The organism is Sphingomonas sp. PSPC2-2, from assembly GCF_049897725.1.
In the GTDB taxonomy this organism is placed as follows: domain Bacteria; phylum Pseudomonadota; class Alphaproteobacteria; order Sphingomonadales; family Sphingomonadaceae; genus Sphingomonas.
Map to the genome: position 1 here is coordinate 133,884 of NZ_JAFCWU010000007.1, position 23,802 is coordinate 157,685.

The window sequence follows — 23,802 nt, forward strand, 5'->3', positions numbered from 1 at the left end:
ACCTTTTGGCAGGCGCAGTGCGCGTGCGCAACCAAGCGCGGTGCCGCGTTGCATCGCCCCTAAAAGTGCGTATCACTCTGCAAAAAGGGGAAAAGCATGAACCGATATCTGCTGGGGACCGCGCTGGCCGTTTGCCTCGCCACACCGTTGCTGCCCGCCGTCGCCGCCGCCCCCTCCCCCGTCAGCGATGCGGCGACGCGCTTCGGCGCGCGCGAAGACATTCAGCAGGTCAGCCTTTCGCCCAGCGGCACGGCAATCGCCTATATCGCGGCCATTGAAGGGCACGGTGCCGGCTTGTTCGTGGTGTCGGTCGCCGACGGAGTGCCAAAGCCCATACTCGCGTCCAGCGGCAACCCCGACCGGCTGACCGCGTGCAAATGGTCGACCGACACGCGGCTGATCTGCGGGATCTACATGATCCTCGACACCGGGCTGACCCATGGCGGCTTCAATGGCTATACCCGCCTCGTCGCGGTCGACAGCGACGGCAAGAATTTGAAGGTGCTCAGCGCGCGGACCAACGAACGGTCGCTCGGGGCCTCCTTTGGCGGGGGCGACGTGATCGACTGGAATGGCGGTGCGCCCGGCACGGTGCTGGTCACGCGTAGCTATGTGCCGGAGGCAACCACCGGATCGCTGATCGCAGAGAGTCGCGAAGGTGTGGGCGTCGACCGGATCGACACCGTTTCGCTGCGCCGCGCAAACGTCGAGCCGCCCAATAACGATGCTGTCGATTATATCAGCGACGGTTACGGTAGCGTCCGCATCATGGGCAAGCGCCCCAAGCTCAACACAGGCTATAACAGCGATACGATCCTCTATTCGTATCGCAAGTCCGGCGACCGCACCTGGCTGCCGCTCGGCACGCTCAAGACGACGGGCGGCGTGCTGTCGGGCTTCAATCCCTATGCAGTCGATCGCGACCACAACCTTGTCTACGGTTTCGACACCAAGGATGGGCGCAGGGCGCTGTACACGATCGCGCTCGACGGCAGCCTGACGCGCACGTTGGTGCTCGACCGCCCCGATGTCGATATCGATGACGTGATCCGCATCGGACGCCAGAACCGCGTGGTCGGCGCAAGCTTTGTCACCGACAAGCGGCAAAGCATTTTCTTCGACCCCGATCTGAAAAAGCTCGCCGCCTCGCTGTCGCGCGCCTTGCCCGGCCTGCCACTGGTCACGTTCGTCGATGCCAGCGCCGACGAGAGCAAGCTGCTGCTGTTCGCGGGCAGCGATGTCGATCCGGGCCATTATTATCTCTACGACAAGACGACGCGCCACCTCGCCGAAGCCTTTCCGGCGCGCGCTGCGCTCGCCAAGACGACCCTTGCAGCTCGCACGCCGATCACCTTCACTGCCGCCGATGGCACGCAGATTCCGGCCTATCTCACGCTGCCGCCCGGCAGCACGGGCAAAAACCTGCCGACAATCGTGATGCCGCATGGCGGCCCCGAAGCGCGCGACGAATGGAACTTCGACTGGCTGTCGCAATTCTTCGCCAATCGCGGCTATGCCGTGCTCCAGCCCAATTATCGCGGATCAACCGGCTACGGCATCGCCTGGTTCAAGGAAAATGGCTTCAAATCGTGGCGCACCGCGATCGGCGACGTCAACGATAGCGGTCGCTGGCTGATCAAGCAGGGCATTGCCGATCCTGCCAAGCTGGCGATCGTCGGCTGGTCCTATGGCGGCTATGCCGCGCTACAATCGGCGGTGCTCGATCCAAGCCTGTTCAAGGCGATCATCGCGGTCGCGCCCGTTACCGATCTGGAGACGCTGCGGCAGGAACGGCATGACTTCACCGACTTTACGGAACAGGATGCGCGGATCGGCAAGGGCCCGCATGTTCGCGAAGGCTCCCCGGCGCAGAATGCCGCGCGGATCACCGCACCCGTGCTGCTGTTCCACGGGGACCGCGACCAGAATGTCGGCATCGGCGAATCACGGCTGATGGCGGGTCGCCTGAAAGCAGCGGGCAAGTCGGTCGAACTGGTCGAGTTCCACGCGCTCGACCATCAGCTCGACGACAGCAACGTGCGCGCCACGATGCTCGACAAGGCCGATGGCTTTCTGCGCACCACGCTGGCGCTCTCACCCGCCAAATAAAAAAGGGCGGCCCGTTGCCGGGCCGCCCTCTTGCAGTCTCGATCGGGATCGAACGATCAGCGCGAATAGAATTCGACGACCAGGTTCGGTTCCATCTTCACCGGATAGGGCACTTCGTCGAGCGTCGGAACGCGCGTGAAGGTGACCTTGGCCGCGCCGTCCGGTGCGACATAATCGGGGATTTCGCGCTCGGCGAGCTGCTGCGCTTCGAGCACCAGCGCCATTTCCTTGGCCTTGGTGCCGAGCGTGATCTCGTCACCGACGAAGCAGCGACGCGATGCGATGTTGCACTTCACGCCGTTGACGCGGACGTGGCCATGCGAAACCAGCTGGCGTGCAGCCCAGACGGTCGGCGCGAACTTGGCGCGATAGACGATCATGTCGAGACGCTGCTCGAGCAGGCCGATCAGGTTCTGGCCGGTGTCGCCCTTCATACGCGCGGCTTCGGTGTAGCAAGCGCGGAACTGCTTCTCGGTCACGTCGCCATAATAGCCCTTGAGCTTCTGCTTGGCGCGCAGCTGGATGCCGAAATCGCTGACCTTGCCCTTGCGGCGCTGGCCGTGCTGGCCGGGGCCATATTCACGCTTGTTGACGGGCGATTTGGGGCGGCCCCAAATGTTCTCGCCCATGCGGCGATCGAGCTTGTACTTTGCGGATGAACGCTTCGACATGAGATATTCCTTGGCAAATGCTTCGTGACAAGACCGCCTGCCTGCGCAAACGATCGATACCCGGTATCGCTCTATCCGAACCTGTAAGGGATGCGGGCAGGGCCACCACTTCACCGGGGTGTGGGGCCAAATGCGAAGGCGGGCGGTTAGCGGCACCGGTCGCATGAGTCAAGCTGGACAGGCGCGCCGCGGCTCGCCAAGGGGGAGCGCATGACGAACGCGATCCTCCCCGGCCCCGATTGCAGCAATATGGCGGAGGTCCGCGCCGGCGTCGACCATGTCGACCGCGCGCTGATCGCGCTGCTCGCCCAGCGCTTTGCCTATATGGACGCAGCGGCACGGATCAAACCCGAACGCGGCGCGGTGCGCGACGAGGGGCGCAAGGCGCAAGTGATCGCCAATGCCTGCGCGGAAGCGCGCGCCGTCGGCATTCCCGAAAGCGTCATCGTCGATTTGTGGGAACGGCTGGTCGAAGCATCGATCGCCTATGAGCTCGTGGCGTTCGACCGGCGCTGACCGCGCATCCCTTTCGGTTAGCGGGGAATATCCGAGCCGTTCCCGTCGCGCCGATTGCGCAGCGCCGCGGCACCACGCTCCCGTTCGGCTTCAAGCGCGACCCATTCGGCCTTGGTGTGGCAGACGCGCTTGGTAAATATCGAGCCGGTCACTTCCTCGGAGCGACAAATCTTCTTTTCTTTAGCCGCGTCCGCTGTGGAACCGGCTGTGTCCATGGCCTGCGCGGCCATTGGAAGGCATAATAGAGTCGCAGCGAGTAACGTCTTCATATACCCTCCCGATCGAGATCCAGTGCGCCGACAGTGAACGGTCTGCGCGATATAATGGGCAATCGCCGCCATCAAGGCACCGCGACGCTTCGTAGGGCCGGAGAACCCGTGAGCGGAACGCCAACCGGCCTCCATTCCCGAGCCTTAACGGCCGAGAACCCCAGCCATATGCTCGCTGCCCGCTGCCTCGCGCTCCCATTCCTCCGCAGTTTTGCAGATGCTGGCCCGCACCCGCGAGCTGGTCGTCGCTTCCGAACGACAAATTTTGCGCGGCTTGGCGGGTTTGCTGGGCTTTGCCGTCGGGGTGGGACCCGACGACGTTCCCTCAGCGGATGTTTGCGCAATCACCGGCGATGCCGCAAGCGCGATGGCAGCCATCATCGAGGCAGAACGGACCAGCATGAAGATCTCCGACTTATGCGATGCGCCGGTGTAACCAGCCCGCAAGATGCCGTCAAAGCAGAATAATCTGTGCCGCGCGCTTAGCGGTCCCGCGGCCGCTTTCCTGCCAGCGCGCTCAGCACGCCGCGCACGGTGCGAACCTCCTGCGCCGACCAGCCAGGCTTGGTCAGCAAGGTCCGCAAGGTCCGTCGCGTCACCGGCGTGCGTTCGGGCGGGAAGAAGAAATCGGTCTCGCCCAGCATCGCGTCAAGCTGTGCGATCATCCCGTCCAGCTCTTCCTGCGGTGCCGGCGGCGGCAGATCGACCTGGGGTGGGCTCGCCAGGCGCTCCGCCTTCGACCATTCATAGGCGATGAGGATGACCGCTTGCGCCAGATTGAGCGATCCGAATTCCGGGTTGATCGGCACGGTGATGATGGTCCGCGCCAGCGCGATATCGTCGGTTTCGAGCCCCGAGCGTTCCGGCCCGAACAAAATCGCCGATCGCCCCGGCCCGGCATGGATCGCGCGCGCCGCCCCCTCGGGCGTCACCACCGGCTTGGTCACGCCGCGTTTGCGCACGGTGGTCGCATAGACATTCGCGCAATCGGCCACGGCGTCGGACACGGTTTCGAACACCCGCGCCTCTTCCAACACGACATCGGCACCGCTCGCGGCGGGGCCTGCGCTGGGGTTGGGCCAGCCGTCGCGCGGGCTGACGAGGCGCATCTCGACCAGCCCGAAATTGAGCATTGCGCGCGCGGCCTTGCCGATATTTTCACCAAGCTGCGGACGAACGAGAACGAGCACGGGCGGTGGGATGATAGAAGGTGTGCTCACCCCTTGCCGACCTCGCTCACCGTGCCGGCAAATTCCTCGAAATCGCGCGCTTCGCGGAAATCCTTATAAACGCTGGCAAAACGGATATAGGCGACCGAATCGAGGCCCTTCAGCCCCTCCATCACCATCTCGCCGATCTTGCCCGAGCGCACTTCATTCTCGCCCAGCGTCTCGAGCTGGCGTTGAATGCCCGACACCAGCTTCTCAAGCTGCGCCGCCTCGATCGGGCGCTTGCGGGCCGCGATCGAGACCGAGCGCAACAGCTTCTCGCGATCGAACGGCTCGCGCTTGAAGCCGCCGCCCGCGCCTTCGCTCTTGACCACGGTCAACTCGCGGAGCTGAATCCGCTCGAAGGTGGTGAAGCGCGCACCGCACCCCTCGCATTGCCGCCGCCGCCGGATCGCGCCTGCATCCTCGGTCGGGCGCGAGTCCTTTACCTGACTGTCTTCATGGCCGCAGAACGGACAGCGCAAATCACACCCCTTCCGGATAGATTGGGAAGCGCGCGCACAGCGCCAGAACGCGCTCGCGGACATTGGCCTCGACCTGCGCGTCGCCGTGCTCGCCATTCTTGCGCAAGCCATCGAGCACATCGGCGACCATGTTGCCGATCTCCCGGAATTCGGCCGGGCCAAAGCCGCGCGTCGTGCCCGCTGGCGAACCGACGCGGATGCCGCTGGTCTTGGTCGGCGGCAATGGATCGTTGGGAATGCCGTTCTTGTTGCACGTGATGCCGGCGCGTTCGAGCGCTTCATCGGCATCCTTGCCGGTCACGCCGAGCGGGGTAAGGTCGATCAAGGCGAGATGCGTGTCGGTGCCGCCCGAAACGACTTCCGCGCCGCGCTCCTTGAGCGTGGCGGCGAGCACCTTGGCATTCTCGATCACGGCGGCGATGTAGCTCTTATAGCCCGGCTGCAGCGCCTCGCCGAAAGCGACCGCCTTCGCCGCGATCACGTGCATCAGCGGACCACCCTGCAACCCCGGGAACACCGCCGAATTGAGCTTCTTGCCCAGCGCTTCGTCATTGGCGAGGATCATGCCCCCGCGCGGCCCGCGCAGCGTCTTGTGCGTGGTGGTGGTGGCGATGTGCGCGTGCGGGAAGGGCGACGGATGCAGGCCCGCCGCAACCAGCCCGGCGAAATGCGCCATGTCGACCATGAAATAGGCCCCGACTTCATCGGCAATCGCACGGAATTTGGCGAAATCGATTGTACGCGGATAGGCCGAGCCGCCCGCGATGATCAGCTTGGGGCTATGCTCGCGTGCCAGCTTTGCCACTTCATCGAAATCGATCAGATGCGTGACCGGATCCACGCCATACTGGACCGCGTTGAACCACTTGCCCGACATCGCCGCCTTGGCACCGTGTGTCAGGTGACCACCGGCATCGAGGCTCATGCCGAGGATCGTCTCGCCCGGCTTGACCAGCGCCAGCAGCACGGCACCATTGGCCTGCGCGCCCGAGTGCGGCTGGACATTGGCATAGCAACAGCCGAACAATTGCTTGGCGCGCTCGATCGCCAGCGTCTCGACTTCGTCCGACGGGTGGCAGCCCTGATAATAACGCTTGCCGGGATAGCCTTCGGCATATTTGTTGGTGAAGACGCTACCCTGCGCCTGCAGCACCGCCTTCGACACGATGTTTTCGCTCGCGATCAATTCGATCTGCGTCTGCTCGCGCGTCAGCTCATGGGCAATCCCGCCGAACACCGCCGGATCCGCCTCGGCCAGGCCGCGCGTGAAGAAGCCGTCGGGCTGGACGTCGTGAAGCTCTGATGGATTGGTGCTCATGCCGGGTTCCCACTCGTAACTGGCGCAAAGGACGGTGCGCCGAGCTTTTCGACGCGCGATTGATGGCGGCCACCGGCGAAATCGGTGGTCAGGAAAGCGGTGATACAGGCCTTAGCCATGTCCTCGCCGGTCAGCCGCGCGCCGAGCGCCACGACATTGGCATCGTTATGCTCGCGCGCAAGGGCGGCGGAAAGCGGTTCGGAGACGAGCGCACAGCGCATCGCGAGATGGCGGTTGACCGCGATCGAGATGCCGATGCCCGATCCGCACAGGGCAACGCCGCGCTCGGCGGAGCCAGAGGCCACGGCCTCGGCCAGTTTGAAGCCGAAATCGGGATAATCGACGCGCGCATCGCTGTCCGGGCCAAGATCGAGGACTTCATGCCCCTCGGCGGCGAGCCATGCGGCAAGCGTGGCCTTTAACGCAAAGGCGGCGTGATCGGAGGCGATGGCGATGCGCAAAGCGGGCGCGCTCCCAAAGAGTGAAGCGGAATGGCGTGCCCTTAGCCAAGCCCGCGCACGATTGCCACACCCAAGCGCACGCACCGACACCGCAATCGCACGCCGATATTGCCGTGGCCCCCGCGCCAAGCTAGGCACTGCCCCCGTGACCGATCACCCGCTCGACGCTCCGGCTCCATCCGGCACGCCCTCGCCAGAGGCGGCGGCGCGTGCGCGGCTGGTGGACGCGCTGGTGCGCACCGGCGAGGAGGACCGCGCCGCTTTTCGCGATCTCTATGCGCTCACTTCGGCGAAACTATTTGGCGTCTGCTACCGTATCTGCGGCGAAAGGCAGGCAGCGGAAGACGTGTTGCACGATGTGTATCTGACGATTTGGCGGCGCGCCGGTGCCTATGACCCGCTCCGCGCCAGCCCGATCACGTGGCTCGCCACGATTGCGCGCAACCGCGCGATCGACTGGCAGCGCGCGCAGAAAATCCGCCGCGCCACCCCGATCGAGGATGCGCCGCCGGTGATCGACACGGCCCCGCTCGCCAGCGAGTCGATGCTGCAGGACGAAGCCAGCGACCTGTTGCACGGCTGCCTGCAAGGCCTTGAGGCACGCCAGCGCGATGCGATCCGCACTGCCTTTTTCGACGGCGTAACCTATGCCGAACTGGCCGAACGCCAGTCGATCCCGCTTGGCACGATGAAGAGCTGGGTGCGGCGCGGCCTCGCCAAATTGAAGGAGTGCCTTGAGGGATGAGCGACATGCCCCCTCCTGCAGGCGTCGGCCCCGAAGGCCTCGAGGACGCGCCCGACATGACCGCGGCCGAACTCGCGCTCGGCGTGCTGGATGGCGAGGAAAGGGCCGTCGCGCTCCGCCGCGTCCTCGCTGACCCCGATTTCGCGCGCGAGGTCGAGCGGTGGCGCGGGCATTTGGCACCGTGGTTCGACCAATGGCCCGCGATCGCGGCCCCCGATATTCTCGCGCGCGTCGAGCGCTCGCTCGATCAGGCACCGGCAGCACCGGTTGCAAGTCTGGTGACGCGACCCCGGCCACGCAGCGCGATCTGGCCCGGCGTGGCCGCGCTGTCGAGCATTGCGGCAGCGGCGCTGCTGGTCGTGCTGGTCACGCGCCCGCTCGCGCCCATGTCGCCGCCGCAGCCCGCACCGTCAGTCGCCGCGCCGCTCGCCCCGACGCTGGTCGCTTCGATCACGCCGGAGGGCAAAGGCACCCCGGTCACGGCAATCTATGACAAGAATGCCGGGACGATCCGCTTGACCGAGGCGAGCCTGACCAGTGCCGACCATAGCGCGGAATTGTGGGTGATCCCGGCCGACGGCACGCCGCATTCGCTGGGGGTCTTGCGCACCCAAGGGGCGACCGCGCTGACGCTGCGGCCGGAGAACCGGCAGCGTATTGCGGCGGGCGCGGTGCTTGCCGTTACGGTCGAACCGGTCGGCGGGTCACCCAGCGGGCTGCCAACCGGCCCCGTGGTCGCCAAAGGCGTTCTTTCGCCGGTCTGAGTGCATCCACGGCGGGGGCTGCCCCGTATCTCCGCCGCGTCCACCCCGGGCGCACCCGCAGGAGAACCCCCTATGACCCGCATTTTTCGCACCGCAATCGCCGCCGCCGCCGTCGCGATGAGCGCAGGATCGCTCGCATCCGCCCAGACCAACCCAATGGTCGGCGGTGCCGCCATGTATCCCACCAAGAATATCGTCGAAAACGCCGTCAATTCGAAGGACCACACCACGCTGGTCGCCGCAGTCAAGGCCGCTGACCTGGTCGAGACGCTGTCCGGCCCGGGGCCGTTCACGGTGTTCGCGCCGACCAACGCCGCCTTCGCCAAACTGCCCAAGGGCACCGTGACGACGCTGCTGAAGCCCGAAAACAAGGCGACGCTCGCCGCCGTGCTGACCTACCATGTCGTTCCCGGTCGTGTCACCGCCGCCGACATCGCCGCCGCCGCGCAAGCGCATGGCGGCAAGGCCACCTACACCACCGTCCAGGGCGGCACGCTGACCTTCGCCAAGGCAGGTCGCGGCTGGAGCGTCACCGATGCCAAGGGCCATACCGGGCGGATCACCATCGCCAATGTGATGCAGTCCAACGGCGTGATCCATGTCATCGACACCGTGATGCTGCCGTAAAAATACCGCGCCGCCGCATCCGGGCGGGGCATTCGCGCGTATAATGAACTGTCCCCGTTCCGCAGGGGACAAACTGACCGTTCGCCGGGTCCCCTCCTTTGCGGCGAGCGGTTGTAAAAACGGACCTGTCGGCGTCCCCCGCGTCGGCAGGTCCTTTTCATTTCGCCACAAGCGCGTCATGGAAGCGTCACCGGATCGTCGTAACGCACGGCTGCCGCCTGCGTCTTTTCCTCAACGCGATGTCCGGCCGGAGAAGCTTGCCATGGCCCTTGCCATTCGACCGCCTCAGGATCGCCCCCGCAAAACCGCCGCAAAGAATCGCGCGGTTCGCAGTGCAGTGCATCAGCACAAACATCTCTCGAAGCAGGGGCTGCTCGAACGCGCCTTCACCTTCGCCTTTCGTGGCCTCGTCTATGCCCAGATCTGGGAGGATCCGGCCGTCGACATGGAAGCGCTGGCGATCACGCCCGACTCGCATGTCGTCACGATCGCCTCGGGCGGCTGCAATGTGCTGAGCTATCTCACCGCCAATCCGCGTGCGATCACCGCGGTCGACCTCAACACCGCGCACATCGCGCTCAACAAGCTGAAGGTCGTCGCCGCGCGGCATCTGCCGGATTACGACGCCTTCCACCGCTTCTTCGCCCAGGCCAACAGCCGCGACAACGTGCGCGCCTATCGCACCTATATCCGCCCGCATCTCGACGAGACGACGCTGGCCTATTGGGAAGGCCGTGACATCATCGGCCGGCGGCGGATCGGCGGTTTCGCCAAGAACGTCTACAAGCGCGGCCTGCTCGGCAATTTCATCGGCGTGGCGCATCTGCTCGCGCGGCTGAACGGCGTGAACCCGAAGATCCTGCTCAAGGCGCAATCGATCGAGGAACAGCGCGAAATCTTCGACCGCGAATTCGCGCCCTTTTTCGACAAGGGCTTCGTCAAATGGATCACCGATCAGCCTGCCTCGCTGTTCGGCCTCGGCATTCCGCCAGCGCAATATGAGGCGCTGGCTGGCGACGAGAAGATGGCGGTGGTGCTGCGCGAACGGCTCGAAAAGCTCGCGTGCGATTTCGACATCAAGGACAATTATTTCGCATGGCAGGCCTTTGGCCGCGGCTATGGCCAGGGACCATCGGCACCGCTGCCGCCCTATCTCCAGCGCGACCATTATGACGAGATTGTCGAGCGCGCGAGCCGGATCGAGGTGCGCCACACCAACTTTACCGATTATCTGCGCACCCACGGCGATGCCTCGCTCGATCGTTACATCCTGCTCGACGCGCAGGATTGGATGACCGACGAGCAGCTCACCGATCTGTGGAGCGAGATCACCCGCACCGCCAAGCCCGGCGCGCGCGTGCTGTTCCGCACGGCCGGCGAGCCCAGCATCCTGCCCGGCCGCGTGCCCGATGCGATCCTGGGCAAATGGACGTACCGCGCCGAGGAATCGCTCGATTACACCAAGCGCGACCGCTCCTCGATTTACGGCGGCGTCCATCTCTACGTGCTCGGATGAACGCAGCCTCGATCGATACTGGCCATGCCGGACACATGGATGCGATCTATCGCTCGCAGCGCCATATCTATGATCTGACACGCAAATATTATCTGCTCGGGCGCGATGCGCTGATCGACGGCATCGCGCCGCCGCCCGGCGGCAGCGTGCTGGAAATCGGCTGCGGCACCGGGCGCAACCTGATCGCGGCGGCTAGGCGTTGGCCCGATGCGCGCTTCTACGGCATCGATATTTCGGAAGCGATGCTGCAGACGGCGCGTGCGAAGGTCGCCAAGGCAGGCCTTTCCGATCGGATCGTGCTGGCGCAAGGCGACGCCACCGCTTTCGATGCCGAGGCGCTGTTCGGCATCGCGACCTTCGATCGTATCTTCCAAAGCTATACGCTGTCGATGATTCCCGGCTGGCACGATGCCATCCGGGAGGCCGCCACCAAGCTCGCGCCGGGTGGGCGGCTCGACATTGTCGACTTCGGTCAGCAGGAAGGGTTGCCCAAAGCCTTTCGTGCGTTGTTGTTCGCCTGGCTCGCCAAATTCGACGTGGCACCGCGCGCAGCATTGCAGCCTGCCCTGATCGAAATTGCCAGCGAGGTGGGCGGCATGCCGCGCTTCGCCCCGCTCTATCGCGGTTATGCCTGGTCGGGCCGCATCGAGCGCAACGCCAATCGCTGACGGGGTCAATTAGTGGTGGAAAACCAGCCACAACAGCAGAATGACCGGGATCGGAACCCCCAGCAGCCACAAAATACAACCCTTGCCCATGATAACCTCTCGCTGATGTGAGAGGCGTAACGGGTTACAGGCGTCGCGGTTCCCGCTCGGTTCAGGCCGCCTTGCGCAATTCCAGCCGACCCCAGATTTCGACCAGCGCCCCGGTCAGTTCGCGCATCATCGCTTCGTCATGCGCGGGACCCGGGGTGAAGCGCAGCCGTTCGGTGCCGCGCGGTACGGTTGGATAATTGATCGGCTGCACGTACACGCCATATTCGGCGAGCAGGATGTCGCTGATCTTCTTGGCCTTGACCGGATCGCCGACCATCAGCGGCACGATGTGCGTGGTCGAGTTCATCACCGGCAGACCGGCTTCTGCGAACAGCGTCTTCAACAGTGCGGCGGCGGCCTGTTGCCCCTCACGCTCGACACTCGACGCCTTCAGGTGTCGCACACTGGCCAGCGCACCCGCCACCAGCACCGGCGACAGCGAGGTAGTGAAGATGAAACCCGGCGCATAGGAACGGATCACGTCGATGATCGTCTGATCGGCGCTGATATAGCCGCCCATCACCCCGATCGCCTTGCCCAGCGTCCCCTCGATGATGGTCAGCCGATCGGCGACGCCATCGCGGTCCGAAATGCCGCCGCCGCGCGGGCCGTACATGCCGACCGCATGGACTTCGTCGAGATAGGTCAGCGCATGATATTTGTCGGCCAGGTCGCAGATCGCGGCGATCGGCGCGACGTCGCCATCCATCGAATAGACGCTTTCGAAGGCGATCAGCTTCGGAACCGCCGGATCGGCCGCCGCGAGCAGTTCCTCGAGATGCGCCAGGTCATTGTGACGGAACACATGCTTTTCGCAGCCCGAATTGCGGATGCCCGCGATCATCGAGGCATGGTTGAGTTCGTCCGAGAAGATGATGCAGCCCGGCAGCACCTTGGCCAGCGTCGCCAGCGTCGCCTCGTTCGAGACATAGCCGCTGGTGAACAGCAATGCGCCTTCCTTGCCGTGCAGATCGGCGAGTTCGCCTTCCAGATCGACATGATAATGCGTGTTGCCACCGATATTGCGCGTGCCGCCCGAACCCGCGCCGACGTCATGCAGCGCATGTTCCATCGCCGCGATCACATCCGGGTGCTGGCCCATCGCCAGATAATCGTTCGAACACCACACCGTGATCGGCTTGGGGCCGTTATGGCCGGCAAAACACCGCGCATTGGGGAAGGCCCCTTTGTTGCGCAGGATGTCGATAAAGACGCGATAACGCCCTTCGACATGCAGGCGATCGATCGCCTGCGCGAAAATCCGGGAGTAATCGACCCCGGGATGCGGTGAGTCTACGTCCATGTCCGCCCACTACCCCCGCCAAGCGCCGATTTCCAGCGGCTTTCCCCGATCTACGTGATCATACCTATCGGTTATAGAATATCCAGCCGCGTGAGTCCAAACCGGGCGAGTGCTGGTACCAGCCGATCCGTGTCGGCACTGTGCGCGGTAAACACCGCACGCCCCTCGCGCGGCGTATCCGGCCAGCCCTGCCCCTCGGTCAAATGCGCGATCCGCCGGGCGATCCCCGCGCTGCCATCGACGAAGCGCACCGGGTGCGGGGCCGCCGCCGCCAATTCGTCCGCCACCAGCGGGAAATGCGTGCAGGCATTGACGATCGTATCGATCCGATCGCCACCAGCTTGCCCGAACAGGCCATGCAGGATGGCGGCATAGCGCGCCGGATCGGTCGGCTCCCCGTGCAATTTGGCTTCGGCGAGCGCGACCAGCTCGGCCGATCCGTGGCGCAACACCGTACAATCCCCGGCAAAGCGCGCCGCCAGATCATCGACATAAGGCTGGCGCACCGTGGCTTCGGTGCCGAGCACGCCGATCACGCGCGTCGCGCTGGCGATCGCGGCGGGCTTGATCGCGGGGACGGTGCCGACCACGGGCAGATCGAGCGCCTCGCGGACCGTTGCCAGCGCAATCGTCGATGCCGTGTTGCACGCGATCACGATCAGGCGCGGTTGATAGCGTTCGGCGAGCCGACCCAGCAAGGCGGGCACGCGCGCGGCGATCTCGCGCTCGGTCTTGGTGCCGTATGGGAAACCCGCCGAGTCCGCGACATAGACCACCGGCATGTTGGGCAGCAGCACCCGCGCCGCACCGAGCACCGACAATCCGCCGACCCCGGAATCAAAAAACAACACGGGGCGCTGATCCATGGCGCTCCATAACGCGATCGGCGCATTTGACAAAACCGGCTTGATGGAGATTGTGGCACCGGGCCGTGTGCACGCTATGTTCACACCGACCATAGGGGGATCTTACGTGCCGACCGACTATCTCTGGCAGGCCCCGGCGGCGGCGCTGGTGCTCGGCTATCTGCTCGGGTCGATTCCATTCGGCGTCCTGCTCACCCGCCTGGCGGGCGCGGGGGATTTGCGCCAGATCGGGTCGGGCAATATCGGTGCCACCAACGTGCTGCGCACCGGGCGCAAGGGGCTGGCGGCGGCAACGTTGCTGCTCGACGCGGCGAAGGGGTTTGTCGCGGTGTGGATTGCCGAGCGCTATCTTGGCGGCACCGGCGTGGTCGCGGCGGCGGCGGTGTTCCTTGGCCATCTCTATCCGGTCTGGCTGCGCTTCCGCGGCGGCAAGGGCGTGGCGACGCTGCTCGGCGTGGTGCTGGCTTTGCATTGGCCGATTGCACTCGTTTACGCGGTGGTGTGGATCGCCATGCTGGCGCTGCTGCGCATTTCCTCGCTTGCGGGCATGACGGCTGCGGTAACCGCCCCGCTCAGCGCCGCTTTTTTCGGTCGGTTCGACCTTGTCCTGCTGCTGCTTGCGCTCGCTTTGCTGGTGCTGTGGAAGCATCGCGCCAATGTCGATCGCCTCATCAGCGGCACCGAACCGCGCGTCGGCCGCAAGCGTGGCTGAGGCGATGGATCAAGCGCAACGGGCGATCCCCCGATTGCGCCTGATCCGTTCGGCGCAGATCGGGCCCGTCACCTACGCCCAATTGATCGCACGCTTCGGCAGCGCGCACGCCGCGCTCGATGCCGTTCCGCACCTCGCCGCGCGTGGCGGTGGCAAGCCGCCCGCGCTGGCCCCGGTCGCGCTGGCCGAGCGCGAGCTGGCAACGGTGGCCCGGCTGGGCGCGCGCCACCTGTTCCTTGACGACCCCGACTATCCCCCGCTGCTCGCCGAACTCGACGATGCCCCACCCGCCTTGATCGTGCGCGGGCGGATCGATCTGCTCGCGCAGCTCTCCATCGCGATGGTTGGCGCGCGCAATGCGTCAGCAGCAGCGTGCCGCTTCGCGCGACAGCTTGCCGCCGAGCTTGGGCGCGAGGAGGTGAGCGTCGTCTCGGGCCTGGCGCGCGGGATCGACACCGCCGCACATGTCGGATCGATCGAGACGGGAACGATCGCGGTCATCGCCGGTGGGATCGACGTGGTCTATCCGCCGGAAAACGCCGCGCTGCAGGAACGCATCGCGCAGGACGGCTTGCTGATCGCCGAACAACCGCCCGGCACCGAACCGCGCGCGCGCCACTTTCCCTATCGCAACCGCATCATCGCCGGTCTGTCGCTCGGCACCGTCGTGGTCGAGGCCGCGCCCAAATCGGGCTCGCTCATCACCGCGCGCCTTGCCGCCGAACTGGGCCGCGAGGTGATGGCGGTGCCCGGCAGCCCGCTCGATCCGCGCGCGCAGGGGTGCAACGGGCTGATCCGCGACGGCGCGACGCTGGTGCAATCCGCCGCCGACGTGCTGGAAACGGTGCGCCCGATCGACCAGCGTATGGTCCGCACCAGCCGCGACGGCTTCCGCGCGCCCCCGCCCGAAGATGCGAGCGACGCCGAACGCCGCGACGTGCGCGATCTGCTCGGCCCCGTACCCGTGGCGATCGACGAACTGATCCGGCAATCGGGACATAGCCCCGCGATTGTGCAGACGGTGCTGCTCGAACTGGAACTGGCCGGGCGGTTGGAACGTCATGCCGGAGGTCGGGTGGCGCTGGTCTGAACTCAGGACGCCGCGCAGGCCTTCGCGCTACCGGGGCAGAGAGCGATCGAATCGAGATAGGCCTCCGCCACCGCCGCATCCTTGGCCGTCGGCACCGACCGGAATGCATATTGGACGGAATGGATGTCCGCCGCACCGGTGAATACTTTGACGAAAAAGACCTCAGCTTTGCCCGTCGCGCTGTTGAGCGGACAGTCCGCGCGCATCGACGCAACCGCGCGTCCGTCGGCGACGCTATCGACGATCGGCGTCGTCGATGCGCCCTGACAGCTGCGTTTCACGCCATTGGCCAGCCTGTCCAGAAAGCCGTGCCCGCCCACTCGGGCAATCCCGGTAAAACGCTGCACCGTGATCATCCGGGACCATTGCTCGACGGTTTCGCCGCGCGGGATTCGCTCGGTTATCGCGATCTGCGTATTGTGCGCGTCATAGCCGGTCACGAACCCCGGCGGGGTCGGCGCTTCCAATCGCTCGGGCAGCACCACTGTCGCCGCCTGCACCGCCATCATCGCCGCAATTGCCCGAATCATGCTGCTCTCCCCTGCTCCCGACCGCTATGCCAGCCCAGTCGCGCGCTCGCCACCGTGCAGACCTTTTGACGCAAACGGGAACTTGCCGGGAGGTTTAAACGTCCCGCAGACGGTCGCTCCGTTTGGCGGAGACTGCCGCCTCAATCCGGAGCCTCCCCATGACCGACCGTATGCTCTCTATCCTCGGCTGGGTGGCCACCTGCACCGCGATCGCGATGTACGCGTCTTACGTCGACCAGATCCGCCTCAATTTGGACGGGCACAAAGGCTCGATCGTTCAACCGATCGCAACGGTGGTGAATTGCGCCTTATGGGCACTGTACGGTCTTGCGAAGCCCAAGCGCGACTGGCCGATCGTCTGCGCCAACAGCCCCGGCATAGTGCTGGGCGCGCTGACGCTGGCGACTGCATTGTGATGTCGATGGTTGACGTGATGCCCCGCTTGACGCAGCGCCCGCCACATCTCCATCCTCGCGCGTACACGTAAGGACCTCGATCACCCCATGCAGCTTGTCATCGTCGAATCGCCCGCCAAGGCGAAGACCATCGAGAAATATCTCGGTTCGGATTACCGCGTCCTCGCTTCCTACGGCCATGTCCGCGACTTGCCGCCCAAGGATGGCTCGGTCGATCCCGAGGACGGGTTTTCGATGGAATGGGAAAATTACGCCGACAAGGCCAAGCAGTTGAAGGCGATCACCGATCTCGCCAAGACCGCCGACCGCCTGATCCTCGCGACCGACCCTGACCGCGAGGGCGAAGCGATCAGCTGGCACGTGCAGGAGGTGCTGCGCGGCCGCAAGGCACTGCCCAAGGACGTGCAGCGCGTTACCTTCAACGCCATCACCAAGGCGACGGTGACCGAGGCGATGCAGCATCCGCGCGAGCTCGATACCGATTTGATCGACGCCTATCGGGCGCGCCGTGCGCTCGATTATCTCGTCGGCTTCACGCTCTCCCCAGTGCTGTGGCGCAAGCTGCCCGGCGCCAAGTCGGCAGGGCGCGTGCAATCGGTCGCGCTGCGCCTGATCGTCAGCCGCGAGCGCGAGATCGAGGCCTTCCGCCCGCAGGAATATTGGTCGGTCATCGCCGACATGGAGCATGACGGCACGCCGTTCCAGGCGCGGCTCGTGCAGTTCGAGGGCAAGAAGCTCGATCGCCTGTCGATCGGCGAGGAAGGCACCGCCAAGCGCGCCAAGGCCGCGGTCGAAAGCGGACTGTTCACGGTGCAATCGGTCGAGGTGAAGCCTGCGACGCGCAACCCGCCGCCGCCCTTCACCACCTCGACGTTGCAGCAGGAAGCTTCGCGCAAGCTCGGCTTCTCCGCCGACCATACGATGCGGATCGCGCAAGGCCTCTACGAGGACGGCGCGATCACCTATATGCGTACCGACGGCGTGCAGATGGATTCGAGCGCGATCTCTGCCGCGCGCCATGCCGTCGCCGATCGCTATGACGCGAGCTACGTCCCCGACAAGCCGCGCGTCTACCAGACCAAGGCCAAGAACGCGCAGGAAGCGCATGAGGCGATCCGCCCGACCGACTTCAGCAAGGACAAGGCTGGCGGCGGCGATCATGCGCGGTTGTACGATTTGATCTGGAAGCGCGCTCTGGCGAGCCAGATGGCCTCGGCCCGGCTGGAGCGCACCACGGTCGAACTGGCTGACGGCACGGGCGACACGGCCCTCCGCGCAACCGGTCAGGTGATGCTCTTCCCCGGCTATCTCGCTTTGTACGAAGAAGGCTCGGACGACACGCAGGATGAAGACGCCAAGCGCCTGCCGCGCCTGCGCGAGGGCGATGCCCCGGCCAAATTGGGCGTCACCGCCGAACAGCATTTCACCCAGCCGCCGCCGCGCTTCTCGGAAGCGTCGCTGGTCAAGCGCCTCGAAGAACTCGGCATCGGTCGCCCTTCGACCTATGCCTCGATCATCAAGACGCTGAAGGACCGCGCCTACGTCCGCGTCGAGAAGAACCGCTTCTTCGCCGAGGAATCGGGCCGGTTGGTGACGGCGTTCCTCGAACGCTTTTTCGAGAAATATGTCGGCTATGATTTCACCGCCGGGCTCGAGGACGAGCTTGACGAAGTGTCGGGCGGCCGCGCGCAGTGGCAAGCCGTGCTCGAAGCCTTTTGGAAGGACTTCAAGCCGCGCACGACCGAGGTGATGGAGCAAAAGCCGTCCGAAGTGACCGCCGCGCTCGACAAATTCCTCGAACCCTATCTCTTCCCGGCCAAGGCCGATGGCAGCGATCCGCGGCTATGCCCGCTCTGCCACAAGGGCCAGCTTGCTTTGCGCGGCGGCAAGTTCGGCGCGTTCGTGGCCTGCTCCAACTATCCCGAATGCAAATATACCCGCCGCTTCGGCCAGCCCGGCGGTGAAGGCGAGGCCGATGCCACGCCCGAAACGCTCGGCAACGATCCGGTCACCGGTCTGCCGGTAGAGCGTAAGACGGGGCGCTTCGGCCCCTATATTCAATTGGGCGAGGGCAAGGAGGCCAAGCGCGCCTCGATCCCCAAGGACATTCCCGAACTCGATCTGGAATGGGCGCTGAAACTCTTGAGCTTGCCGCGCACGATCGGCACCCACCCCGAAAGCGGCGAGCCGATCACCGCCTCGATTGGGCGTTATGGGCCGTATCTGGCGCATGCTGGCAAATATGCCCGCCTGTCCTCGACGGCGGACGTGTTCGAGACGGGCATGAACGCGGCTGTGGTGAAGCTCGCTGAGGCTGCGGCAGGCGGCGGGCGGCCGCAACGGGGGGCCCAGGCCCCGCTGAAAGTGCTGGGGCTGCATCCGCGCACCGAGGCCGAGATCAAGCTGATGGAGGGCCGCTACGGGGCCTATGTCACCGACGGCACGACCAATGCGACCTTGCCCAAATCGATCGAAAAGGACGCGCTGACGCTCGAAGAAGCGGCGCAATTGATCGACGCGCGCGCCGCCGCAGCACCGCCCGCAAAGGGCAAGAAGAAGGCAGCGGCCAAAAAGCCCGCCGCAAAGACGGTTGCAAAGAAGCCTGCGGCCAAGAAACCGGCCGCGAAAAAGGCAGCGCCCAAAAAAGCGGTCGCCGCAGAGTAAAGGATCAGGCGGCGCGGCGCTGGGTGGACACCAGGAACGCCCGCGCCGCCGCTTGGGCGGTGGCGATTTCGCGCGCGGTCATGTCCTCGGCAATGTCGCGGCGGCAATCCTTGGCGATCTCGCTGCCCGCAACGGCGGCCAGGTTGAACCATTTGTGCGCCTCGATCAGGTCGACGCCGATTCCGGCCGAACCACTCGAATAGACCATGCCAAGATCGAAACATGCGTCTGCGTCGCCGCGCGCCGCATCGGCGATTCGGCTGTCGATCAGGAACTGCGCATTCTTCAGGCTGCTGCCCATGCTCTTAACCCCCGTTAACCATCCCTACCGGCAACACCTTGCCGGATTGGGGTCAACAAAAGGTTAACGGCCATTAGGCATGATCGGCGGGCGGAATCGCGAGGTTGTCGATCAGCCGGGTCGTGCCGATCCGCGCCGCTGCCAGCAAACGCCGCTCGCGGCTGGGGTCGACCCCCGCAGTCAGCGTGGCGGCATCGACCAGTTCGACATAATCGACCTCGAAACCGGCGGTATTCAGCGCTTCGCGCGCAGCCGCCAGCGCGCCCTCGGCGTCGCCGCCGCGCGCAATCGCCTTGGCCGCCACGCCGAGCGCACGCGGCAAGGCAACGGCTGCCGCACGCTGCGCCTCATCCAGATAGATGTTGCGCGACGAGAGCGCGAGCCCGTCATCGTCGCGCTGCGTTGGCACGCCCTGGATCTCGATCCCGAAATCCAGATCGGCAACCATCCGGCGAATCACCGCGAGTTGCTGGAAATCCTTTTCGCCGAACAAGGCGATGTCGGGGCGGACCTGATTGAACAGCTTCGCCACCACCGTCGCCACGCCATCGAAATGGCCGGGCCGCGCGGCCCCGTCGAGCCCCTCGCTGACCCCGGACACTGAAATGGTGGTGGCAAACCCTTCAGGATACATCGCCTCCACCGGCGGCATCCACAACAGGTCGCACCCCGCCTCCGTCAACAGTCGCGCATCCGCCATCTCGCGCCGGGGATAGCGCGACAGGTCCTCGTTCGGCCCGAACTGGCGCGGGTTGACGAAGATCGACGCCACCACCTTCCGGCCCGGCCGCTTCGCCGCCTCGATCAGCGCGAGGTGGCCGGAATGGAGCGCGCCCATCGTCGGCACGAGCGCAATGCTCGCGCCTTCGCTACGGAAATCGGCGATCCCAGAACGGAGCGCTTCAAGGGAACGGATGGTTTGCACGGATGAGTGGCCTTCGGTAAGGACGGGCGCGCCTTCTATGAGGCGTGATCCAACCGGACAAGACGGGAAGCAAACACGTTGGCGACTGCTGCGCGAAAGCCACACATCATCGTCTTTGCCAACGAAAAGGGCGGCACGGGCAAATCGACGACGGCGGTCCATGTCGCCATCGCGCTGGCGGCGCGCGGTGCGCGGGTGTCGGCGCTGGATCTCGACCATCGGCAACGCACGATGGGCCGCTATTTCGACAATCGTACCGCGACGATCAAACGCACCGGCCGCGACTTGCCGACTCCGCGCCACACCACCCATGACGGCGAAAGCCTGGCGCGCTTCACCGAAAGCTTCGATGCGCTGGCCGAGGGTGCGGACTTTCTGGTGATCGATACGCCGGGTCGCGACGACCGTTTCGCGCGCATGGCCTCCGCCCGCGCCGATACGCTGGTAACGCCGATGAACGACAGCTTCGTCGATTTCGATCTGATCGGCCAGGTCGATCCCGAAAGCTACAAGGTCACCCGCCCGAGCTTTTACGCCGAAATGATCTGGGAAGCGCGCAAGGCCCGCGCCAAGGCCGACGGCTCGACGATCGACTGGGTGGTGCTGCGCAACCGCGTCCAGCATATCGAGGCGCGCAACATGCGCCGCGTGTCCGAAGCGCTCGATCAGCTCGCCAAGCGTGTCGGCTTTCGCATCGTGCCGGGCCTGGGCGAACGCGTCATCTACCGCGAGCTCTTCCCCAACGGCCTGACCATGCTCGATTCGGGCGAGTTCGGTGCCATGGGCCTGGCGCACGTCGCCGCGCGCCAGGAATTGCGCGAGATGATGGGCGCGCTCGCGCTGCCGGAACCGGTCCCGCCGCTGTTCGCATAATGGGCAAGATTCTTTTCTTTGCGGCGGTCCTGCTCGGTGGCTGGTGGCTGCTGCGCGCGCGACCGAAGCCGACGCTGCGGCTCGACGAAGCCGAAGCGCGCGCCGTGCTCGGGGTGGCGGCCGATGCCGATGCGGCGGCGATTCGCGCGGCGCATCGGCGCTTGGTCGGCGCGGTCCATCCCGACCGAGGGGGCTCGGCCGATCTCACCCGGCGGATCAACGCCGCGCGCGATCTGCTGCTCCGACACTAGCCATTGAACTTTACCGGGTTTCACCGATTAGGCACGCATCCAACCAACAGGAGCTATCATGACGCACCGTTTCGACCCGACGTCCTTGCGCGAATATGACATTCGCGGGATCGTGGGAAAGACGCTCGGCACCGCCGACGCCGACGCGATCGGTCGCGGTTTCGGCACGCGCGTGCGCCGCGCGGGCGGCACGCGCGTCGCGGTCGGCTATGATGGCCGCTTGTCCTCGCCCGAGCTGGAAGCGGCTTTGGTGGGCGGCCTCACCGCCGTCGGTGTCGATGTCGTGCGGATCGGCATGGGGCCGACGCCGATGCTCTATTATGCCGAGGCCACGCTAGAAGTGGATGGCGGCATCGAGATAACCGGCAGCCATAATCCCGCCGAGTATAACGGCTTCAAGATGGTCTTGCAGCACAAGCCGTTTTTCGGCGCGGACATTCAGGACCTTGGCCGCATGGCGACGGAAGGCGACTGGGATGTCGTCGCCGATGAGGCCGACCGCGGCACCGTCTCCACCGCCGACATTGAGGACGATTATGTCGGTCGTCTGGTCGCGGGCTATGCCGGGGGCAGCTACAAGATCGGCTGGGACGCCGGCAATGGCGTGTCGGGCCCGATCATCGAGAAGCTCGTCAAGCTCCTGCCGGGTGAGCATCACTTGCTGTTCACCGATGTCGACGGCAATTTTCCCAACCATCACCCAGATCCCACTGATGAAAAGAACCTGACCGACCTGAAGCGCCTCGTCGCCGAGAAGCAGCTCGATTTCGGACTGGCTTTCGATGGCGATGGCGACCGCATCGGCGCGATCGACGGGCAGGGCCGCGTCATCTGGGGCGATCAGATTCTGTCCATTTTGGCCGAACCTGTGCTGAAGGAACTGCCTGGTGCTGTGATCATCGCCGATGTGAAGGCATCGCAAATGCTGTTCGACCGCGTTAGCGAGCTCGGCGGCAAGCCGCTGATGTGGAAGACCGGCCACAGCCTGATCAAGATGAAGATGAAGGAAACCGACAGCCCGCTGGCGGGCGAGATGAGCGGCCACATCTTCTTCGCGCACGAATTTTACGGTTTCGACGACGCGCATTATGCCGCCGTCCGCCTGATCCGCGCAGCGCACATGATCGGCAAGTCGATCACCGATTTGCGCGGCGCGATGCCGGCCTTGGTCAACACCCCCGAAATGCGCTTCCAGGTCGATGAAAGCCGCAAGTTCGCGGTGGTCGAGGAAGTGCTCGACCGGCTCGAGGCGGCAGGGGCCGACGTCAACCGCACCGATGGTGCGCGAGTCAACACCGCCGACGGCTGGTGGCTGCTGCGTGCCTCCAACACCCAAGACGTGCTCGTCGCGCGCGCCGAGGCGAAGGATCAGGCCGGGCTGGATCGCTTGCTCGGCATGATCGACGACCAGCTCGCACTCAGCGGCCTCGTCCGGGGTGAGCAAGCGGCGCACTGAGGAGATTGGTTCGCGCAGAGGCGCGGAGGACGCAGAAGGGTTTTCACGCGAAGGCGCGAAGCCACTAAGATGGATTTTCCGCGAGGCGGTTTATCCACTCACTTGTCCGGCGGACCGCCGGACAAGGACTCCTTCGCGCCTCCGCGCCTTCGCGTGAAAAATCCTTCTCCTTCTCCGCGTCCTCCGCGCGAACAAACCCTTCTTCTCCGCTCGCAATCCGCAGCAGAACACGCCACCTAGTCCCAATGCCCCCGCCCCCACCCCAGATCATCCGCGTCATCGACCTTGAAACCACCGGGGAAGCCCCGCCCGTCCACGGCGTGTGCGAAATCGGCTGGCAGGACGTGGCATTAGGCACCGATGGTCGGTGGGAAATCCATGGCGAAGGCGGCGCGCGGCTGGTCAATCCCGGTCGCCCGATCCCGCCGCTCACCCAGACCATCCACCATATTCTCGACGAACAGGTCGCCGATGCGCCGTTCTGGCACGATGTCGCGCGCGCGGTGCTCGATCCCTATCCCAAGCGCGTCGCGCTCGCCGCGCACCGCTCGATCTATGAAGAGAAATTCTGCAGCCCGGCGCTCACCCGCAATGCACCGTGGATCTGCACCTGGAAATGCGCGCTGCGGCTGTGGCCGGACAGCCCGACCTTCTCCAACCAGATGCTGCGCTATTGGCGCAAGCCCGAGGGGCTGATCCACGAACGCGGCCTGCCCGCGCACCGCGCCTTTCCCGACGCCTATGTCACTGCCTTCCACTTGCGCGACATGCTGAACGCGGTCGGCATCGACCAATTGCTCGCCTGGTCGAGCGTGCCCGGCTTGCTGCCGCGCGTGCGCCAGGGGCCCGATCGCGGCAAGGAGTGGAGCGAGGCAAGCGACGAGACCATCGCCACCATGCTGGAGGATCGCGACGAGGACGTCCGCTTCACCGCCGAGACCGAGCGCGCGCGCCGCCGCGCTGCCTAA

At 65.3% G+C, this 23,802-nt stretch carries 27 protein-coding genes; 16 read left to right on the top strand and 11 right to left on the bottom strand.

Features of this window, described 5'->3' with window-relative positions:
• Nucleotides 1–96: 96 nt before the first annotated feature.
• Nucleotides 97–2,109: an alpha/beta hydrolase family protein gene (locus tag ACP7BY_RS13930; protein ID WP_137902458.1), complete on the top strand. Its 2,013-nt coding sequence runs from the start codon at nt 97–99 to the stop codon at nt 2,107–2,109.
• A 56-nt stretch (nt 2,110–2,165) separates the two neighbouring features.
• On the opposite strand, the gene rpsD is transcribed toward ACP7BY_RS13930, so the two are convergent.
• On the bottom strand, nt 2,166–2,780 hold the full coding sequence (gene rpsD, locus ACP7BY_RS13935; protein ID WP_010406153.1) for a 30S ribosomal protein S4: 615 nt from the start codon (nt 2,778–2,780) through the stop codon (nt 2,166–2,168).
• Between the two features lie 210 nt (nt 2,781–2,990).
• Between rpsD and ACP7BY_RS13940 the strand changes: the two genes are divergently transcribed.
• Entirely contained in the window at nt 2,991–3,296 is a 306-nt protein-coding gene (locus ACP7BY_RS13940; protein ID WP_033964435.1) for a chorismate mutase, read from the top strand.
• A 17-nt stretch (nt 3,297–3,313) separates the two neighbouring features.
• Here the strand turns inward: ACP7BY_RS13940 and ACP7BY_RS13945 are convergent, their stop codons facing one another.
• Nucleotides 3,314–3,565: a hypothetical protein gene (locus ACP7BY_RS13945; protein WP_033964434.1), complete on the bottom strand. Its 252-nt coding sequence runs from the start codon at nt 3,563–3,565 to the stop codon at nt 3,314–3,316.
• Between the two features lie 217 nt (nt 3,566–3,782).
• Here ACP7BY_RS13945 and ACP7BY_RS13950 point away from each other — a divergent pair, with 217 nt between their 5' ends.
• Nucleotides 3,783–4,001 carry a hypothetical protein gene (locus ACP7BY_RS13950; protein ID WP_033964433.1) on the top strand — a complete coding sequence of 73 codons (219 nt, stop codon included), beginning with the start codon at nt 3,783–3,785 and terminating at the stop codon, nt 3,999–4,001.
• Between the two features lie 46 nt (nt 4,002–4,047).
• Here the strand turns inward: ACP7BY_RS13950 and ACP7BY_RS13955 are convergent, their stop codons facing one another.
• The 4 genes from ACP7BY_RS13955 to rpiB are packed head-to-tail and all read right to left on the bottom strand — an operon-like array spanning nt 4,048 to nt 7,037.
• Entirely contained in the window at nt 4,048–4,785 is a 738-nt protein-coding gene (locus ACP7BY_RS13955) for an RNA methyltransferase (RefSeq protein ID WP_033964432.1), read from the bottom strand.
• Nucleotides 4,782–5,258, bottom strand: a complete 477-nt coding sequence (gene nrdR / locus ACP7BY_RS13960; protein WP_033964431.1) for a transcriptional regulator NrdR — start codon at nt 5,256–5,258, stop codon at nt 4,782–4,784. The genes ACP7BY_RS13955 and nrdR overlap by 4 nt, the downstream gene beginning before the upstream one ends.
• Before the next feature lies 1 nt (nt 5,259).
• Nucleotides 5,260–6,576 carry a serine hydroxymethyltransferase gene (gene glyA / locus ACP7BY_RS13965; RefSeq protein WP_033964430.1) on the bottom strand — a complete coding sequence of 439 codons (1,317 nt, stop codon included), beginning with the start codon at nt 6,574–6,576 and terminating at the stop codon, nt 5,260–5,262.
• Nucleotides 6,573–7,037, bottom strand: coding sequence for a ribose 5-phosphate isomerase B (rpiB, locus tag ACP7BY_RS13970; protein WP_033964428.1), 465 nt, complete (start codon nt 7,035–7,037; stop codon nt 6,573–6,575). The genes glyA and rpiB overlap by 4 nt, the downstream gene beginning before the upstream one ends.
• 145 nt (nt 7,038–7,182) lie before the next feature.
• On the opposite strand from rpiB, the gene ACP7BY_RS13975 reads away from it, so the two are divergent.
• The 5 genes from ACP7BY_RS13975 to ACP7BY_RS13995 all read left to right on the top strand — a co-directional run bounded on the left by ACP7BY_RS13975 (nt 7,183) and on the right by ACP7BY_RS13995 (nt 11,357).
• Nucleotides 7,183–7,782, top strand: coding sequence for a sigma-70 family RNA polymerase sigma factor (locus tag ACP7BY_RS13975; protein ID WP_033964427.1), 600 nt, complete (start codon nt 7,183–7,185; stop codon nt 7,780–7,782).
• Nucleotides 7,779–8,546, top strand: a complete 768-nt coding sequence (locus ACP7BY_RS13980) for an anti-sigma factor (RefSeq protein ID WP_126845970.1) — start codon at nt 7,779–7,781, stop codon at nt 8,544–8,546. Before ACP7BY_RS13975 ends, ACP7BY_RS13980 begins: the two co-directional genes overlap by 4 nt.
• Nucleotides 8,547–8,618: 72 nt before the next feature.
• Nucleotides 8,619–9,173: a fasciclin domain-containing protein gene (locus ACP7BY_RS13985; protein WP_126845968.1), complete on the top strand. Its 555-nt coding sequence runs from the start codon at nt 8,619–8,621 to the stop codon at nt 9,171–9,173.
• A 262-nt stretch (nt 9,174–9,435) separates the two neighbouring features.
• Complete coding sequence (locus ACP7BY_RS13990) at nt 9,436–10,689, top strand: DUF3419 family protein (RefSeq protein WP_033964426.1); 1,254 nt, start codon at nt 9,436–9,438, stop codon at nt 10,687–10,689.
• Complete coding sequence (locus ACP7BY_RS13995; RefSeq protein ID WP_033964425.1) at nt 10,686–11,357, top strand: class I SAM-dependent methyltransferase; 672 nt, start codon at nt 10,686–10,688, stop codon at nt 11,355–11,357. The genes ACP7BY_RS13990 and ACP7BY_RS13995 overlap by 4 nt, the downstream gene beginning before the upstream one ends.
• Nucleotides 11,358–11,508: 151 nt before the next feature.
• Here the strand turns inward: ACP7BY_RS13995 and hemA are convergent, their stop codons facing one another.
• The gene (gene hemA / locus ACP7BY_RS14000) at nt 11,509–12,750 is read right to left on the bottom strand and encodes a 5-aminolevulinate synthase (RefSeq protein ID WP_033964424.1); all 1,242 of its coding nucleotides are present in this window, start codon (nt 12,748–12,750) and stop codon (nt 11,509–11,511) included.
• Between the two features lie 71 nt (nt 12,751–12,821).
• Nucleotides 12,822–13,616: a glutamate racemase gene (murI, locus tag ACP7BY_RS14005; protein WP_033964423.1), complete on the bottom strand. Its 795-nt coding sequence runs from the start codon at nt 13,614–13,616 to the stop codon at nt 12,822–12,824.
• A gap of 106 nt (nt 13,617–13,722) precedes the next feature.
• Between murI and plsY the strand changes: the two genes are divergently transcribed.
• Nucleotides 13,723–14,328, top strand: a complete 606-nt coding sequence (gene plsY, locus ACP7BY_RS14010) for a glycerol-3-phosphate 1-O-acyltransferase PlsY (RefSeq protein ID WP_137902459.1) — start codon at nt 13,723–13,725, stop codon at nt 14,326–14,328.
• A 4-nt stretch (nt 14,329–14,332) separates the two neighbouring features.
• Entirely contained in the window at nt 14,333–15,418 is a 1,086-nt protein-coding gene (dprA, locus tag ACP7BY_RS14015; RefSeq protein WP_137902538.1) for a DNA-processing protein DprA, read from the top strand.
• Between the two features lie 2 nt (nt 15,419–15,420).
• Here the strand turns inward: dprA and ACP7BY_RS14020 are convergent, their stop codons facing one another.
• Nucleotides 15,421–15,948, bottom strand: a complete 528-nt coding sequence (locus ACP7BY_RS14020; RefSeq protein WP_052192314.1) for a hypothetical protein — start codon at nt 15,946–15,948, stop codon at nt 15,421–15,423.
• A gap of 158 nt (nt 15,949–16,106) precedes the next feature.
• Here ACP7BY_RS14020 and ACP7BY_RS14025 point away from each other — a divergent pair, with 158 nt between their 5' ends.
• Both ACP7BY_RS14025 and topA read left to right on the top strand, forming a co-directional pair.
• Nucleotides 16,107–16,364, top strand: coding sequence for a SemiSWEET family transporter (locus tag ACP7BY_RS14025; RefSeq protein WP_126845953.1), 258 nt, complete (start codon nt 16,107–16,109; stop codon nt 16,362–16,364).
• An 87-nt stretch (nt 16,365–16,451) separates the two neighbouring features.
• Complete coding sequence (topA, locus tag ACP7BY_RS14030; protein WP_033964691.1) at nt 16,452–19,028, top strand: type I DNA topoisomerase; 2,577 nt, start codon at nt 16,452–16,454, stop codon at nt 19,026–19,028.
• A gap of 4 nt (nt 19,029–19,032) precedes the next feature.
• Here the strand turns inward: topA and ACP7BY_RS14035 are convergent, their stop codons facing one another.
• Together ACP7BY_RS14035 and panC are read right to left on the bottom strand one after the other, a co-directional pair.
• Entirely contained in the window at nt 19,033–19,329 is a 297-nt protein-coding gene (locus ACP7BY_RS14035; RefSeq protein ID WP_010406124.1) for an SEL1-like repeat protein, read from the bottom strand.
• Nucleotides 19,330–19,402: 73 nt separating this feature from the next.
• Nucleotides 19,403–20,254, bottom strand: coding sequence for a pantoate--beta-alanine ligase (gene panC / locus ACP7BY_RS14040; protein ID WP_137902460.1), 852 nt, complete (start codon nt 20,252–20,254; stop codon nt 19,403–19,405).
• A 78-nt stretch (nt 20,255–20,332) separates the two neighbouring features.
• Between panC and ACP7BY_RS14045 the strand changes: the two genes are divergently transcribed.
• From ACP7BY_RS14045 to ACP7BY_RS14060, 4 genes are all read left to right on the top strand, one after another.
• Nucleotides 20,333–21,127, top strand: coding sequence for a division plane positioning ATPase MipZ (locus tag ACP7BY_RS14045; RefSeq protein WP_033966458.1), 795 nt, complete (start codon nt 20,333–20,335; stop codon nt 21,125–21,127).
• Entirely contained in the window at nt 21,127–21,378 is a 252-nt protein-coding gene (locus ACP7BY_RS14050) for a molecular chaperone DnaJ (RefSeq protein WP_033966457.1), read from the top strand. The genes ACP7BY_RS14045 and ACP7BY_RS14050 overlap by 1 nt, the downstream gene beginning before the upstream one ends.
• Before the next feature lie 58 nt (nt 21,379–21,436).
• Nucleotides 21,437–22,834 carry a phosphoglucomutase/phosphomannomutase PgmG gene (pgmG, locus tag ACP7BY_RS14055; protein WP_033966456.1) on the top strand — a complete coding sequence of 466 codons (1,398 nt, stop codon included), beginning with the start codon at nt 21,437–21,439 and terminating at the stop codon, nt 22,832–22,834.
• Between the two features lie 245 nt (nt 22,835–23,079).
• Nucleotides 23,080–23,802 (top strand): 3'-5' exonuclease, encoded by a 723-nt coding sequence (locus ACP7BY_RS14060; protein ID WP_033966455.1) that lies wholly within the window; start codon nt 23,080–23,082, stop codon nt 23,800–23,802.

Excerpts from the sequence above, each read along its gene's own strand:
- dprA (WP_137902538.1), top strand. The coding sequence starts at position 14,333 with ATGGATCAAGCGCAACGGGCGATCCCCCGATTGCGCCTGATCCGTTCG.
- ACP7BY_RS13980 (WP_126845970.1), top strand. The coding sequence starts at position 7,779 with ATGAGCGACATGCCCCCTCCTGCAGGCGTCGGCCCCGAAGGCCTCGAG.
- ACP7BY_RS13940 (WP_033964435.1), top strand. The coding sequence starts at position 2,991 with ATGACGAACGCGATCCTCCCCGGCCCCGATTGCAGCAATATGGCGGAG.
- ACP7BY_RS13995 (WP_033964425.1), top strand. The coding sequence starts at position 10,686 with ATGAACGCAGCCTCGATCGATACTGGCCATGCCGGACACATGGATGCG.
- ACP7BY_RS13985 (WP_126845968.1), top strand. The coding sequence starts at position 8,619 with ATGACCCGCATTTTTCGCACCGCAATCGCCGCCGCCGCCGTCGCGATG.
- rpsD (WP_010406153.1), bottom strand. The coding sequence starts at position 2,780 with ATGTCGAAGCGTTCATCCGCAAAGTACAAGCTCGATCGCCGCATGGGC.
- ACP7BY_RS14025 (WP_126845953.1), top strand. The coding sequence starts at position 16,107 with ATGACCGACCGTATGCTCTCTATCCTCGGCTGGGTGGCCACCTGCACC.
- ACP7BY_RS14035 (WP_010406124.1), bottom strand. The coding sequence starts at position 19,329 with ATGGGCAGCAGCCTGAAGAATGCGCAGTTCCTGATCGACAGCCGAATC.
- ACP7BY_RS13950 (WP_033964433.1), top strand. The coding sequence starts at position 3,783 with ATGCTGGCCCGCACCCGCGAGCTGGTCGTCGCTTCCGAACGACAAATT.
- ACP7BY_RS14020 (WP_052192314.1), bottom strand. The coding sequence starts at position 15,948 with ATGATTCGGGCAATTGCGGCGATGATGGCGGTGCAGGCGGCGACAGTG.
- glyA (WP_033964430.1), bottom strand. The coding sequence starts at position 6,576 with ATGAGCACCAATCCATCAGAGCTTCACGACGTCCAGCCCGACGGCTTC.
- murI (WP_033964423.1), bottom strand. The coding sequence starts at position 13,616 with ATGGATCAGCGCCCCGTGTTGTTTTTTGATTCCGGGGTCGGCGGATTG.
- ACP7BY_RS13945 (WP_033964434.1), bottom strand. The coding sequence starts at position 3,565 with ATGAAGACGTTACTCGCTGCGACTCTATTATGCCTTCCAATGGCCGCG.
- pgmG (WP_033966456.1), top strand. The coding sequence starts at position 21,437 with ATGACGCACCGTTTCGACCCGACGTCCTTGCGCGAATATGACATTCGC.
- hemA (WP_033964424.1), bottom strand. The coding sequence starts at position 12,750 with ATGGACGTAGACTCACCGCATCCCGGGGTCGATTACTCCCGGATTTTC.
- ACP7BY_RS14050 (WP_033966457.1), top strand. The coding sequence starts at position 21,127 with ATGGGCAAGATTCTTTTCTTTGCGGCGGTCCTGCTCGGTGGCTGGTGG.
- ACP7BY_RS13930 (WP_137902458.1), top strand. The coding sequence starts at position 97 with ATGAACCGATATCTGCTGGGGACCGCGCTGGCCGTTTGCCTCGCCACA.
- topA (WP_033964691.1), top strand. The coding sequence starts at position 16,452 with ATGCAGCTTGTCATCGTCGAATCGCCCGCCAAGGCGAAGACCATCGAG.
- ACP7BY_RS14060 (WP_033966455.1), top strand. The coding sequence starts at position 23,080 with ATGCCCCCGCCCCCACCCCAGATCATCCGCGTCATCGACCTTGAAACC.
- ACP7BY_RS13990 (WP_033964426.1), top strand. The coding sequence starts at position 9,436 with ATGGCCCTTGCCATTCGACCGCCTCAGGATCGCCCCCGCAAAACCGCC.